Annotated in this window: 11 protein-coding genes; 4 read left to right on the top strand and 7 right to left on the bottom strand. The window is 63.6% G+C overall.

Annotated elements, in window-relative coordinates; genetic code table 11:
- The first annotated feature begins 69 nt into the window (after positions 1 to 69).
- On the top strand, positions 70 to 1,323 hold the full coding sequence (locus ACE3OA_RS01305; protein ID WP_374306981.1) for an aminotransferase class V-fold PLP-dependent enzyme: 1,254 nt from the start codon (positions 70 to 72) through the stop codon (positions 1,321 to 1,323).
- A 27-nt stretch (positions 1,324 to 1,350) separates the two neighbouring features.
- Positions 1,351 to 2,025, top strand: a complete 675-nt coding sequence (locus tag ACE3OA_RS01300; protein ID WP_374306979.1) for a Fe2+-dependent dioxygenase — start codon at positions 1,351 to 1,353, stop codon at positions 2,023 to 2,025.
- A 16-nt stretch (positions 2,026 to 2,041) separates the two neighbouring features.
- Here the strand turns inward: ACE3OA_RS01300 and ACE3OA_RS01295 are convergent, their stop codons facing one another.
- Positions 2,042 to 2,920, bottom strand: a complete 879-nt coding sequence (locus ACE3OA_RS01295; RefSeq protein WP_374306977.1) for a response regulator transcription factor — start codon at positions 2,918 to 2,920, stop codon at positions 2,042 to 2,044.
- A gap of 165 nt (positions 2,921 to 3,085) precedes the next feature.
- On the opposite strand from ACE3OA_RS01295, the gene ACE3OA_RS01290 reads away from it, so the two are divergent.
- Together ACE3OA_RS01290 and ACE3OA_RS01285 are read left to right on the top strand one after the other, a co-directional pair.
- A complete protein-coding gene (locus ACE3OA_RS01290) occupies positions 3,086 to 4,630 on the top strand; it encodes an amino acid permease (protein ID WP_374306975.1) in 1,545 nt (514 codons plus the stop codon).
- A 195-nt stretch (positions 4,631 to 4,825) separates the two neighbouring features.
- Complete coding sequence (locus ACE3OA_RS01285; protein ID WP_374306973.1) at positions 4,826 to 5,596, top strand: SDR family NAD(P)-dependent oxidoreductase; 771 nt, start codon at positions 4,826 to 4,828, stop codon at positions 5,594 to 5,596.
- Between the two features lie 8 nt (positions 5,597 to 5,604).
- Here ACE3OA_RS01285 and ACE3OA_RS01280 read toward each other — a convergent pair whose 3' ends face one another.
- The 6 genes from ACE3OA_RS01280 to ACE3OA_RS01255 are packed head-to-tail and all read right to left on the bottom strand — an operon-like array spanning position 5,605 to position 13,053.
- Positions 5,605 to 7,425, bottom strand: coding sequence for a prolyl oligopeptidase family serine peptidase (locus ACE3OA_RS01280; protein ID WP_374306971.1), 1,821 nt, complete (start codon positions 7,423 to 7,425; stop codon positions 5,605 to 5,607).
- The gene (locus ACE3OA_RS01275) at positions 7,422 to 9,266 is read right to left on the bottom strand and encodes an alpha/beta fold hydrolase (protein WP_374306969.1); all 1,845 of its coding nucleotides are present in this window, start codon (positions 9,264 to 9,266) and stop codon (positions 7,422 to 7,424) included. The genes ACE3OA_RS01280 and ACE3OA_RS01275 overlap by 4 nt, the downstream gene beginning before the upstream one ends.
- Before the next feature lie 9 nt (positions 9,267 to 9,275).
- Entirely contained in the window at positions 9,276 to 10,259 is a 984-nt protein-coding gene (locus ACE3OA_RS01270) for an ABC transporter ATP-binding protein (protein WP_374306967.1), read from the bottom strand.
- Positions 10,256 to 11,248, bottom strand: coding sequence for an ABC transporter ATP-binding protein (locus ACE3OA_RS01265; protein WP_374306965.1), 993 nt, complete (start codon positions 11,246 to 11,248; stop codon positions 10,256 to 10,258). The genes ACE3OA_RS01270 and ACE3OA_RS01265 overlap by 4 nt, the downstream gene beginning before the upstream one ends.
- Complete coding sequence (locus ACE3OA_RS01260) at positions 11,238 to 12,140, bottom strand: ABC transporter permease (RefSeq protein ID WP_374306963.1); 903 nt, start codon at positions 12,138 to 12,140, stop codon at positions 11,238 to 11,240. The genes ACE3OA_RS01265 and ACE3OA_RS01260 overlap by 11 nt, the downstream gene beginning before the upstream one ends.
- Positions 12,133 to 13,053 carry an ABC transporter permease gene (locus ACE3OA_RS01255; RefSeq protein ID WP_374306960.1) on the bottom strand — a complete coding sequence of 307 codons (921 nt, stop codon included), beginning with the start codon at positions 13,051 to 13,053 and terminating at the stop codon, positions 12,133 to 12,135. The genes ACE3OA_RS01260 and ACE3OA_RS01255 overlap by 8 nt, the downstream gene beginning before the upstream one ends.
- Positions 13,054 to 13,101: the final 48 nt, after the last annotated feature.

The following is a 13,101-nucleotide window of genomic DNA, read 5'->3' as shown; positions in this document are numbered from 1 at the left end:
CCAGCACCCGCGTGATGGTCGCCGGCCACCCCTGTATCTCACCCACGGCGATCTGGAATTTGAACCGGCATGTCGCAGCCTAAACACCTTCCGCAAGCTCCCGCAGCCACCCCTATCGCCGCCGCTCCTCTGGTGCCGCGCGCGCGTTTCCCGCTGCTGCAGAATGCGCCGGACCTGGTCTATCTCGACAGCGCCTCCAGCGCGCAGAAGCCGGATGTGGTCATCGACCGGCTCGACCGCTTCTACCGCGGCGAATATGCCAACATCCATCGCGGCCTTTATCCTTTGAGCGAAGATGCCAGCGAGGCTTATGACCAGGCGCGGGTGCGGGTAGCGCGCTTTCTGGGGGCGGAGAGGGACGAGATCATCTTCACCCACAATGCCACCGAGGCGATCAATCTGGTCGCCCATGCCTATGGCGACCACAACCTGCGTCCCGGCGACCTGATGCTCGTCTCACTGCTGGAGCATCACGCCAATATCGTGCCCTGGCAGTTGCTCAAGGAACGGCGGCGCCTGCGCCTGGCCGGCATTCCGATCGATGACAATGGCGACATCGATCTCGAACGCTATGAGATGCTGCTGGCACGGGAGCCGAAGCTGGTCTGCATCACGGCGGCAGCCAACACCATCGGCACGGTGACGCCCCTCAAAAAGATCATCGCCATGGCGCATCGCGCCGGCGCCCTGGTAATGGTCGATGCCGCCCAGGCAGCACCTCATTTCCGCCTCGACGTGCAGGCGCTTGACTGCGACTTCCTCGCGGTCACCGGGCACAAGCTCTATGGACCTGACGGCATCGGTGCACTTTACGTGAAAGCGAGCCTCATGGCCGACCTACCGCCCTTCATGGGCGGTGGCGGCATGATCCGCTCGGTCAGCCTCGAGCATACCGAATATGCCGATGGTCCCCGACGCTTTGAGGCCGGCACGCCGGCGATCGCTGCCGCGATTGCCTTCGGAACGGCGCTCGACTTTATCGAGCAGATCGGTTTCGACGCCATCGGCGCCCATGACGCGGCTCTTGCCGATTATGCCGCCAACCGCCTGCCAGAAATCGCCGGCCTGAAGATCGTCGGCGCGCCGAAGAAGCGGATCGGCATCCTGTCCTTTGTCATGGACGGGCTGCATCCCCATGATATCGGCACCCTGCTCGGGGAAAGCGGTGTGTGTCTGCGCGCCGGACACCATTGTGCCCAGCCCTTGATGGAGCATCTGGGTATCACCGGGACGGCGCGCATCTCGTTCGGGGTCTACAACACAATCCATGATGTGGACCGGCTGGTTGACAGCCTCGCCCGCGTGCGGCAGATGCTGCGCTAGAGCAACATTTCCACTGGACCAAAGCGCATGATCGTCATCATCCCCGATGTGCTGACCGAAGAGGAACAGCAGCAGCTCAAGGCCCTGGCGGCGGATGCGCCCTTTGTCGACGGCAAGGAAACGGCCGGCTTCCGCGCCAAGCTGGTAAAGAACAACGAGCAGGTCTCGAAGACGGCGGCTAACAAGAAGCAGCTGCAGGAAATCGTCCTTGCGGCCCTCAACCGGTCGGCGGCTTTTCGCCGCGGTGCCATCCCGCATCGTATCCGCCCGCCGCTGATCAGCCGCTATCGTCCTGGCATGACCTATGGCGCCCATGTCGACGATGCCCTCATGGGCTCGAACGCAACACGCGACCGCACCGACGTCTCCGTCACGGTCTTCATCAACGATGCCACGGAATATGAAGGTGGCGAGTTGGTCATCCACTCACCCTTCGGCGTCCAGGAAGTGAAGCTGCCGGCGCGCTATGCGGTCGTCTACCCTTCCGGCACGCTCCATGAAGTGGCCGAGGTGACCAAAGGCGAGCGCCTCGTCGCGGTCACCTGGGTGCAATCCTATGTGCGCGACGAGCGGCACCGGCAGTTTCTCTCGGATGCACTTGACGTGCGCGACAAGCTGCACGCTCTCGACCCGAAGTCGCCGGAGACGGACAAAGCCTTCCGCCTCTACACCAACCTCATGCGCATGTGGGCCGAGACCTGACCCGCACCCAGACCGGTCAGCGCAACATGTGTTCGATGAACCGGGCGAAGAGTTCCTGCTGACTGGCGAGACCCAGTTTCGCATAAATGCTCTTGCGGTGGTTTTTCACCGTTCCTTCGGCGATCCCCAGCCGGTCGGCAATCGAATAGGCCGAATGGCCGCGCAGCACGTGCTGGACGATCATCTGCTCGCGCGCCGTCAGCAGGCCGGCACCGAAACTCTCGAAGGCGCGTTCCATGACGGCCCCCTTGGCCGACCAGGCCGGCGCCTCATCCCCTCCGTCGGGGTCGGGGCGCAGATGCCGCCATTGCCGGCGGATCGTTTGCCGTACAAGCGGCTCGACCGCCTGCAGCAAGGCGAATTCGGCGGCGCTGAAGGGGCGCTTGTCATTGCTGCGCATCAACGAGAAGGCTGCCATGAAGCCGCCGGGCAGGGTCACGAGGTAGCCGATCTCCTCCGCCAGCGAGCCGGATTCCATTGAGATGCAGGGATGCACTTCCCAGGAGTTGAAATATTCGCCGGCGAAGAAGTCGTCGGGCGCCAGATCGCGCATGCGGTAAAGCCCGTCCGGCACGCGCCGCGCACAGGCGGTTGAAAAGGGGTCGAGCAGATGCGCGCCCTTCACGTAACTGTCGAGCGCCGCCCCCGGCGCGCCGATCCCATTGTAAATGAAGAGCGGCGGTGCTTCGTCCGGATAGGCAAAGGCGCAGGACAGGTCATAGGGCGCCAGGCGCTTGAGGGCAGCATCGAGGATTGCCGGAAGGTCGGGTTCGTCGATGCGCGCCAGAATGTCGGCGCTCGCCACCTGCCAGGCGGACAAGGCTGCGAGCGGGTCGCGCTCCGGTACCGCAGCGGAGCTGTCCCGTATCGCATTCAATGAAGCCTGCCCCGTCATCGCCAGCGTCCGCAACGGCGGCTAACCGCCATTGGTAGCCCCTTTGGGATATTGGCACCCCACCGGACCCAGCGCAACGTCACGCTGGGTTGGCCTATGACGGCCGGCCAAGGTGCTCCAAGACACCGGCTTGACGACATCACAACGGGACAGAGGGGGTTGAAAATGGCCGACAATACGACGCCGGGCAGCGCCGGGTATTCCGACGCCGACCACAAGGAAGACGTTAAGGTCCTCCACAGCATGGGCTATGCCCAGGAGCTCGAGCGGCGGATGAGCCGGTTCTCGAACTTCGCCATCAGTTTCTCGATCATCTGCATCCTGTCGGGCGGCATCAATTCGCTCGGCCAGGGCTTAAGCGGCGTCGGTGGCGCCGCCATCGGCATCGGCTGGCCGCTCGGCGTGTTCATTTCCGGCGTCTTTGCCGTCGCCATGGCGCAGATCTCGTCGGCTTATCCGACCGCGGGCGGTCTCTATCATTGGGGTTCGATCCTCGGCAACAAAGGATCTGGCTGGCTCACCGCCTGGCTCAACCTCATCGGCCTCGTCACGGTGCTGGGCGCCATCAATGTCGGCACCTGGACCTTCTTCCTCGGTGCCTTCGGCGAACAGTTGGGCCTTGAGGCGACCTTCAACGAACAGCTGATCTTCATGATCGTGATTACCGCCAGCCAGGCCTTGATCAATCATTTGGGCATCAAGCTCACCAGCCTGCTGACCGATTTCAGCGGCTATCTCATCCTGCTGGGGTCGGTCGCCCTCGCTCTTGCCTTGTTCGCCTATGCGCCGAGCTACGATTTCAGCCGGTTGTGGACCTTCGCCAATTACAGCGGCGATGCCGGCGCCGGGGTCTGGCCGCGCACGGAATCGGTGGGCTTCCTCTTTGCCCTCGGCCTCCTGCTGCCGATCTATACCATCACCGGTTATGATGCCTCGGCCCACACGTCGGAAGAAACCGTGAAGGCCGCGGTGAATGTGCCGAAATCGATGATCGGGTCGGTCTGGTGGTCGGGCGTGTTCGGCTGGCTGTTCCTGATCGCCGTGGTCATCGCCATTCCCAACATGGATGCGGCTGCCGGCCAGGGCTGGAACGTGTTCTTCTGGACCCTCAACGAAGTCCTGCCGGCACCGCTCAAGATGGTCCTGCTGGTGGCGATTTTCGTCGCACAATATCTCTGCGGCCTGGCCACGGTGACCTCTGTCTCGCGCATGATCTTCGCCTTCTCGCGCGATGGCGGGTTGCCGGGTTCGAGCATCCTGAAGAAGGTGAGCCCGACCTACCGCACGCCGGTGGCGGCGATCTGGACCGGGTCGGTCCTCGCGATCCTCTTTACCGCCTACACACCGCTCTACACCACGATCGTCTCGGTGACCGTGATCTTCCTTTTCCTCTCCTTCACGGTGCCGATCGCCCTTGGCCTCCTCGCCTTCAACAAGACCTGGACGCAGATGGGCCCGTGGAATATCGGCGGCTGGTACAAGGTCTTCGCAATCCTTTCCATCCTCGCCATGGCGCTGATCTTCGTCATCGGCATCCAGCCACCCAACTACAAGGCGCTGTGGATCACCATCGGCTTCCTCGTCCTGACGGCGATCGTCTGGTTCGGCTTCGAGCGGAACCGGTTCCAGGGACCGCCGATCGGTGCCGAGATCGAGAAACGCGCCGCCGCCATCAAACAAGCAGAGCAAGCCGTCGGCGAAACGCATTGATATCGACCCGGCGGGGCCGGACTGGGTGTTCCCCCCCGTCCGGTCCCGCCAATTCCACCGAGATCGACGCTTTGTTGCCCAGCGATGGGTGCACCCCCGGCGTCGGACCCTGACTGGCTGTGCCGCAACCAGATGGCCCGGCCTGTCCAGCCAGGGGTCTTTTTTCAGTGCGACTAAAATTCAAGGAATGACGAGATGAGCGGCAAGAGATTGTCTGGGAAAAGTGCGTTGATTTCGGGCGGGGCCGGCGGCTGCGGGGCCGCGGCATCGCGTCTCTTCGCAGCCGAAGGTGCGGCCATCGCCATCGTCGACAAGCAGAAGGCGGCCGGCGAAGCGCTCGCCGCCGAGATCCGCGCCGAAGGTGGCCGCGCCATCTTCATCGAAACGGACGTGTCGCAGCGCGCCGCCATCGATGCCGCGGTCGCAGCAGCCACGGCGGCGCATGGCGCGCCGCAGGTGCTGTTCAACCATGCCGGCACCATCGTGGTGAAGCCATTTCTGGAAACGACGGATGAAGATTATGACTGGCTGATGGACATCAACATGAAGTCGATGTTCATGATGACCCGCGCTGTCCTGCCCGGCATGATTGCGGCCGGCGGCGGCGCTATCGTCTGCACGTCATCGATATCCGCTGTCGCGGCGACGCCGATGGAAGTGCTCTACGACACCAGTAAGGGTGCCGTGCATATGTTCGCCCGTGCCGTAGCGGTCGAATTCCGTGATCGCAACATCCGCTGCAATACCGTCTGTCCTGGCTTCATCCGCACCCCGCACGGCATGCGCGAGGTGGACGCGCTGACCAAGCTCGGTGTCGACGCATCGGAAGCAGCGCTTGCCGCCCAGCAGGGACGGATGTGCGAACCTGAGGAGGTGGCCAAGGCGGCCTTGTTCCTGGCCAGCGACGAGGCCAGTTTCGTCAACGGCGCGCACCTTTTCGTCGACAATTGCTTTACCGCCGTCTGAACAGGCTGTCAGCGCGCAAAAGACGTGGCGAAGAAATCGGCCATTTCGGCCAGCCACCGCGCCCTATTTCCCTGTTTGTAGATGCCGTGACCCTCGTCCGGGAAGGTCAGCAGCCGATAGGGCGTGCCGCTTGCCTCGAGATCCTGGACGGCAAGCTCGGTATTGGCCGGCGAGACGTTGGTATCGCTGAGCCCGTGGACGATCAGCAGGCGCCCCTTGATATTGCCGGCGAAATTGCGTGGCGAGGCGTTGAAATAGCGTTCCGGAAACTGCTCCGGCGTACCGCCCATCATCTCCTCGCTATAGGCGCGGCCATGGGGCATCTCGGTATTGTGGTAATCGATGCCGAGTTCATACATGCCGCAGATGGGACTGGCGGCGTCGACCAGGTCATGGAAACGGGTGATTGCAACCCAGGAGGAATAGCCGCCATAGGAAACGCCAGCGACCCCGATGCCGCCGCGCCGCGCCTTGCCGGCGGCAATGAGGGCTTCTATACCAGTGCGGATATCATCCTGTTCGCGGCCACCCCAGCCATCCTGCTTGATCGCCTCGCGGAACGGAATGCCGAAGCCGGTCGAGCCGCGGTAATTGGGGTCGAGCACCGTGAAGCCCGCCTGCGCCAGGAACTGGAGCACCGGATGCGCCCAATCCTCGCTGTGCCAAGTGGGGCCGCCATGAACCCAGACGATGAGGCCGCGGCTCGTCCCCTTCGGTTCATAGAGCCAGCCCTGGATGGGCGCGCCATCGGACGAGGTCCAGCGGAAGTCCTGCGCCGCGGTGAAGGCCTGGTGCTCGTTCGGGGTGGCCGAGGCGGCAAGTGATATGGCTGTCCCTCGGGCCGGGTCGACGCGTATGAATTCGTGTGGTCCGGTCGACGCATAGGCCTCGACGATCCACGCGCCATCCGGCGTCTGCTGCAGCGGCAGCAGGCTTTTGCCGCTCACGCCGAGTACCGTCTCCCGGCGCGTGCTGAGATCGAGCAAGGCGGGCTGCAGGCGGCCTTCGACAAATTCCACCAGCATGACATGGCGTCCGTCATGACCGACGACGACATTTTCGATGCCCCGTTTCGGATCGTCGACGATCCAATCCAGGGCCTTGGTGGCAAGGTCGAGGATGCCGATGCGCGCATGGCTCTCGGTCTCGGCCAGCAGCAGGACGCGGCCGTCATCCAGCCAATGGCCATAGGCGCGCAGTTTGGTGCCGGCATTGTAGATTTCGCGCGACTCTCCGCCGTCCCAATCGGCCAGCCAGACCTGTGTGCCGGCCGGATGCAGGTCGCCGCGATGATAGAGCACGCGACGACCGTCCGGACTGATCTCGGGGCAACGATCGACGATCGACTGCGCTCGCGCGATCACCCGCCTTGCGCCGGTCTCAAGATCAAGGACATAGAGCCAGGATCCCTCCGTGCCCTTGCCCGCTTCATAGTCAAAATCCGCCGTATATAGGATATGGCCGCCATCGGGATGAAAGGTGCCGCCGAAGACATAGTGGTCCGTCTGCTCCGGCGTCAGCGGCTTCAGCGGTGCGCCGGATTTGAGGTCGCACAGAAGGAGCCGGTCATGTTCGTTGCCGCCCTTCCCTTGCGACAGGATGAGGCGGCTGCCGTCATCGCTGATGCCGTTGACGAAGAAATGGTCCTGCCCTTCCGTCACACGGCGTGGCGGCACCGAACCGTCGGTCGGGACAATCCAGACCTCGGCGCTTTCGGTGGGACCGCTCCATGACCAGGCGAGCCAGGCGCCATCCTTCGAAACATGGGGCGTCCAGGTGACGCCGTAGCGGGACCAGATTTGGGCAAGATCGGCAAAGGCGACTGTCATTGAAAAGCTCGGGCAAAGAATTCGGCGATACGGCGATAGAGGATGCGTTGGTTCTGCGGGCGGCCGATACCGTGGCCTTCGTCGTCGAAGGTCAGCAGTTCGTAGTCGATATGGGCTGCCTTCAATCGATGAATGACGTCGGTGACGTTCTGCGGCGTCACGTTGGGGTCGTTGTCGCCCTGCACGATCAGCAGCCTGCCCTTGATGTCGCCCACGAAATGGATAGGCGAGCGATCGTGAAAACGCTGCGACGCCGTGGCCGGCGTGCCACCCATCATCTCCTCGGAATAGGGACGCAGATCCGGCCGCGTCGTCTCGTAATCGACCACCAGATCCGTCATGCCGCAGATGGGTGCCGCCGCGGCGATCGTCTCGACGGGGAAATGCGTGATCGCCCACCAGGAGGAATAACCGCCATAGGAAGTGCCGGTGATCCCGACTTTGCCCTTTTCAGCAATACCGTCGCGGATGAGCGCCTCAGCGCCCATGCGGATATCCTCCTGCTCAAGTCCACCCCAACCCTGGGCCTTGATCGATTCCTCGAAAGCGAGGCTGAAACCGGTCGAGCCGCGATAGTTGGGTGTCAGCACGTTGAAACCGCAGGCAAGGTAATACTGGATTTCGGGGTCGAAGGCGTCTTCGTCATGATGCGTGGGACCGCCATGCACCAGCAGGATGGTGCCGCGCGCCGACGCCTTGGCCCGGAACAGCCAGCCCTGGATTTCCAGCCCGTCGACGGAGCGCCAGCGATAATCCTCGGCCGGCACCAGTTCGTCAGCGGCAATCCCCGGCCGGGCCGGATGCACGGCAAGCGGACCTTGCACCGCATAGGGCGCGTCCTTCGACAGACGCAGCAGCCGCGCCGGTGTCTGCGCATCGTAATGCCAGGAGATCCAGGTGCCGCCGGGCGTGATACCGATCGGATCGTAGGTGCCATGGCCCGGCGCGAAGGGCCGCTCCGTCCGGGTCACGGGATCCAGCAGCGACATATAGGAACGCGCGCCGCGATTCTCCTCCACCACGATCTCACTGCAGCGCCGCAGCCAGACGGCATCCTCGACATTGCGCGCGGGATCGTCGACTAGCCAGTCGATCGACCCGCTGCCCAGCTGCCACAGGCCGATGCGCCGGTGCGGCTTCCCTTCCGCCGCCAGCACGACATGGCGACTGTCGGGCGACCAGGCACCGTCGACCTTGGCCGCCGCGCCGACATTCACGATCTCGCGGTCGAAGCTGCCGTCGACGGCCGCGAGCCACAACTGGCAGCCGGCGGCGTCCAGATCCTTGCGTTCATAGAGCACATGCCGGTCATCCGGCGAGAGCAGCGGCCACATGAAGGCGGCCTTCTCCGGGCGTGCCAGCACTTTTCTGGTGCCGGTCTCAATATCGTGCAGGTAAACGATCGCCGGCTCGATCTCCTCGCCGCTATCCGGATCGACATTGGCGGCATAGACCATGTGCCTGTTGTCCGCCAGCAATTCGCCGCCATGGATATAGTAGTCCGGCGCCTCAGGTGTCAGGCGGCGTGCCGGCCTGTCATCAAGAAAGACCTGCAGCAGGCTGATGCGCTCATCGCCGCCGGAGGATTGCCCGACAATGAGAGATCGGCTGTCACGGCCCCAGGTGAAATAGTCGCAATCGCGGCCATCATCGACCAGGCAGCGCGGCGGCGCACTGCCGTCGGCCGGCTGCAGCCATAGTTGCGCGGTCGGTCCCAGCTTGGCCCAGATCCACGCCAGTTGGGTTCCGTCCGGCGACAGGCCGGCCTGATAGATCGACGGCAGATCGAGCAGGCGGTCGAGGAACGCGTCGAAGACGCTGAGATCGGGTGAATTGGCCATGATGAAATCTTACCGGTCGATGTGATGGCACGCGGCCAGATGGCCCTGACCATAGCCCACCAGTTGCGGTTCCGTCTGTCCGCAGATTGCGGTTGCCCTGGGGCAGCGCGACTGGAAGCGACAGCCGGGCGGCGGGTTGATGGGCGATGGCAGATCGCCTTCCAGCAGCAACCGCTCGCGCCCGCGTTCCGTGCGCGGATCTGCGATCGGCACGGCCGAGATCAGCGCTTCGGTATAAGGATGCAGGGGCTTGGCGTAGAGATCGTCGCGATCGGCAATCTCCATCACCTTGCCGAGATAGAGCACCATGACACGGTGGCTGATATGCCGCACCACGGCGAGATTGTGCGAGATGAACAGCAAAGAGAGGCCAAGTTCGCGCTGGATCTGCATCAACAGGTTGATGATCTGTGCCTGGATGGAAACGTCGAGCGCCGAGACCGGCTCGTCGCAGACGATGAGCTTGGGCTTGAGGATGATGGCGCGGGCAATGCCGATGCGCTGGCACTGGCCGCCGGAAAATTCATGGGGAAAACGGTTGGCCATCGCCGGCGACAGACCGACCAGCGCCATCGTCTCCAGCACACGCGCGCGCACCGCTTGGCGGCCGAGTTCGGGATGGAAGATGCGCAAAGGCTTGCCGATGATCGTTTCGACCGACATGCGGGGATCGAGCGAGGCCAGCGGGTCCTGGAATATGATCTGCATGTGCCGGCGCGCATCGCGCATCGCTTTCCCGTCGAGGCCGAGCAGGTCCTGTCCCATCCACAGCACGCGGCCGTCGGTCGGTTCAATGAGGCGCAGGATGGCGCGGCCCAGTGTGGTCTTGCCGCAGCCGGATTCGCCGACGATGCCCAATGTCTCGCCGGCCTTGAGCTCAAGCGAAACGCCATCGACAGCGCGCACCGGGGCGCCTTGCCCGCCGAAAAGATGCGCCGCCCGCATCGGGAAATGCACTTTGAGGTCATCGACCTTGAGCAATGTCTCGCTCATGCCCGCACCTCCCCGCCCCGCACCTGACGGTTATGGCAGGCCAGCCGGTGCCCCGCCTGGCCCGATTTGAGTGGTGGAGTCTGATGGCAGATTTCCGTCTTCAGGGCGCAGCGCGGTGCAAACGGGCAACCGGGCAGATCGCCCATGGCGGCGCGCGGCTGCCCGGGAATGGTCAGCAGCTCGCCATGCGTTGCGGCATCCAGGCGCGGCGTCGCTGCCACCAAGCCCGCGGTATAGGGATGGCGCGTGTCGTGAAAGATATCGTCGACCAGTCCCTCTTCCATGATGCGGCCGCCATAGAGCACGACGACACGGTCGCAAAGCCGGGCGATGACACCGAGGTCATGAGTGACGATGGCGATGGCGGTGCCAAGGTCGCGCCCCAGTTCCGCCATCAGCTCCAGGATCTGCGCCTGCACCGTGACGTCGAGCGCCGTCGTCGGCTCGTCGGCCAGCAGCAGCGCCGGCTTACACAGCAGAGCCATGGCGATCATCACGCGCTGGCGCATGCCGCCGGAGAATTCATGGGGAAAGAGACCGATGCGGCGCTTGGCGTCGGGGATGCGCACCCGTTCCAGCATGTCGGTCGCGGTCTTCAGCGCCGTGGCTTCCGACATGCCCTGGTGGACGGTCAGCACCTCGGTCAATTGCTGGCTCACCCGCATATAGGGATTGAGCGAGGTCATCGGGTCCTGGAAGATCATCGACATGGCGGAGCCGCGGATATGGTCGAGCTCGGCCACCGGCCGGTTGAGAAGCTCCGTGCCCCGGAAGCGCACGCTGCCGCTGGATTTGCCATTGCTGGCCAGCAGGCCCATGACGGAGAGCAGAATCTGGCTCTTGCCCGAGCCGGATTCGCCGACGATGCCGACGACTTCGCCGGGGCGGATCGCGAAACCGACATTGTCCACCGCCGTCACCCAGCCCTGCGGCAGCTTGAAGCGGACGCTTAAGGACTCGACGGCCAGCAGGGGCTGATCAGCGTTCATTGGGGTCGAATGCATCGCGCAGGCCGTCAGTGATGTAATTGAGACAGAAGAGCGTCAAGGCGAGGAAGCCGCCCGGCAGCAGCAGCAGGCGGGCGTCGGTTTCCAGATTCTTGGCGCCATCGGAAATCAGCGTGCCCCAGCTCGCCGCCGGCGCCTGCACGCCTATGCCGAGGAAGGAGAGGAAGCTTTCGGTGAGGATCGCTTCCAATACCAGCAGGCTCGAATAGACGATGACGACATTGACCGAATTGGGCGCCACATGCTGGGAGATGATCTGCCAGCTGCTCATGCCACCTGCCCGGGCCGCCTCGACGAATTCGCGGCTGCGCAGGCTGACGGCCTGGCCGCGGGCGATCACGGCCGGGGTCAGCCACAGGGTGATGACGACCGCGATAAAGAGAGAGACATTCTTCATGCCGAGCCAATCGCCAAGGCTCACATTGATCATGATCACCAGGAACATGAACGGGACGCTCAGGAGGATATCGACAAAGCGCATCATCAGATCGTCCGTCTTGCCGCCCAGATAGCCGGCAGTCGCCCCATAGACGACGCTGATAAGCACGGATGCAAATGCACCGAAGAAACCGAGGGCAAGCGACACCTGGCCGCCACCGAGGACGCGCAGCAGCAGATCGCGCCCCAGGTCATCGGTGCCGAATGGATGCATCGAGAAGAGGTTGACCGGCGCCGACAAATTGTCGAAATCCGCATCTTCTGCCGTGTAGGGCATGAAATGCGGCACAACGAAGCAGCCGAGGATGATCAGCAACAGGATGCCGAAGCTGATGACGGCCAAACGATTGCGCGAGAAGCGATAGAGCGACGCGCGGAAGGGCGAGAGACCCCTGACCGGCGCCGGCACGGCGGCTTCTTGCGTGATCTCACTCATAGCTCACCTTTGGGTCGAGCCAGCTGCGCGCAAGGTCGGTCAGGATGTTGGCGCCGATGACAATGGCGCCGTAGAACATGGTGACACCCATGACCAGGGGATAGTCGCGCCCCGTCGCCCCTTCGACGAAATAGCGGCCGATGCCGGGGATCTGGAAGATCTGCTCGATGACGATCGAGCCGGTGATGGTGACGGCGGTCGCCGGCCCGAGATAGGCGACGACCGGCAGGATGGCGCCGCGGAGGGCATGGGCGATGATCGTGCGCCTCGCACCGATGCCCTTGGCGCGCGCGGTGCGCACATAATTGCTGCGCATGGTTTCGATCATGCTGGCACGCATCAGGCGCGAGACATAGGCGATGCCCGGCAGCGACAACGTGATGATGGGCAAAATCTTGAAGGTCCAGGTCCCATCCCAGCCAGCGATGGGCAACCAGCGGAGATCCAGCCCCAGCACCAATTGCAGGACCGGACCGATGACGAAGACCGGAATGGCAAGCCCAACCATGGCGATGGCCCCGGTGGCGTAATCGACCGAACCGTTGCGGCGAAGCGCACCGGCGATGCCGAGGGCGAGGCCGATGAGAGTGGAGATGATCATGGCCCATAGCCCTACCTCAAGCGAGGTGGGGAGGCCGATGGCGATGAGTTCCGAGACGTTATAGTCGCGGTACTTCATCGACGGCCCGAAATCGAAATGCAGCACACCCCAGAGCCAGCGGCCGAACTGCATCCACAAGGGTTCGTCGAGGTGAAAGGCGCGCTCGACATTGGCGCGGATTTCGTCCGGCACCCGGCGGTTGCCCGAAAACGGCCCGCCAGGTGCGATGCGCATCATGAAGAAGCTGATCACCGCGAGGGCGAATAAAGTGGGTATGGCGCCGAGAATGCGGCGAATGGCGTAAGCGATCATGGCTTTGGCTGGCGACTCAGACGGTCACAGGGCGACGCGTTGCGCGCC

Source organism: Dongia sp. (assembly GCF_041906375.1).
GTDB lineage: Bacteria > Pseudomonadota > Alphaproteobacteria > Dongiales > Dongiaceae > Dongia.
This window is presented reverse-complemented; position numbering and strand designations above follow the sequence as displayed.

What these genes read in the sequence shown, in the direction of transcription:
- ACE3OA_RS01270 (WP_374306967.1), bottom strand. Translation starts at nt 10,259, where the DNA reads ATGAGCGAGACATTGCTCAAGGTCGATGACCTCAAAGTGCATTTCCCG.
- ACE3OA_RS01265 (WP_374306965.1), bottom strand. Translation starts at nt 11,248, where the DNA reads ATGAACGCTGATCAGCCCCTGCTGGCCGTCGAGTCCTTAAGCGTCCGC.
- ACE3OA_RS01280 (WP_374306971.1), bottom strand. Translation starts at nt 7,425, where the DNA reads ATGACAGTCGCCTTTGCCGATCTTGCCCAAATCTGGTCCCGCTACGGC.
- ACE3OA_RS01290 (WP_374306975.1), top strand. Translation starts at nt 3,086, where the DNA reads ATGGCCGACAATACGACGCCGGGCAGCGCCGGGTATTCCGACGCCGAC.
- ACE3OA_RS01300 (WP_374306979.1), top strand. Translation starts at nt 1,351, where the DNA reads ATGATCGTCATCATCCCCGATGTGCTGACCGAAGAGGAACAGCAGCAG.
- ACE3OA_RS01305 (WP_374306981.1), top strand. Translation starts at nt 70, where the DNA reads ATGTCGCAGCCTAAACACCTTCCGCAAGCTCCCGCAGCCACCCCTATC.
- ACE3OA_RS01285 (WP_374306973.1), top strand. Translation starts at nt 4,826, where the DNA reads ATGAGCGGCAAGAGATTGTCTGGGAAAAGTGCGTTGATTTCGGGCGGG.
- ACE3OA_RS01260 (WP_374306963.1), bottom strand. Translation starts at nt 12,140, where the DNA reads ATGAGTGAGATCACGCAAGAAGCCGCCGTGCCGGCGCCGGTCAGGGGT.
- ACE3OA_RS01295 (WP_374306977.1), bottom strand. Translation starts at nt 2,920, where the DNA reads ATGACGGGGCAGGCTTCATTGAATGCGATACGGGACAGCTCCGCTGCG.
- ACE3OA_RS01275 (WP_374306969.1), bottom strand. Translation starts at nt 9,266, where the DNA reads ATGGCCAATTCACCCGATCTCAGCGTCTTCGACGCGTTCCTCGACCGC.
- ACE3OA_RS01255 (WP_374306960.1), bottom strand. Translation starts at nt 13,053, where the DNA reads ATGATCGCTTACGCCATTCGCCGCATTCTCGGCGCCATACCCACTTTA.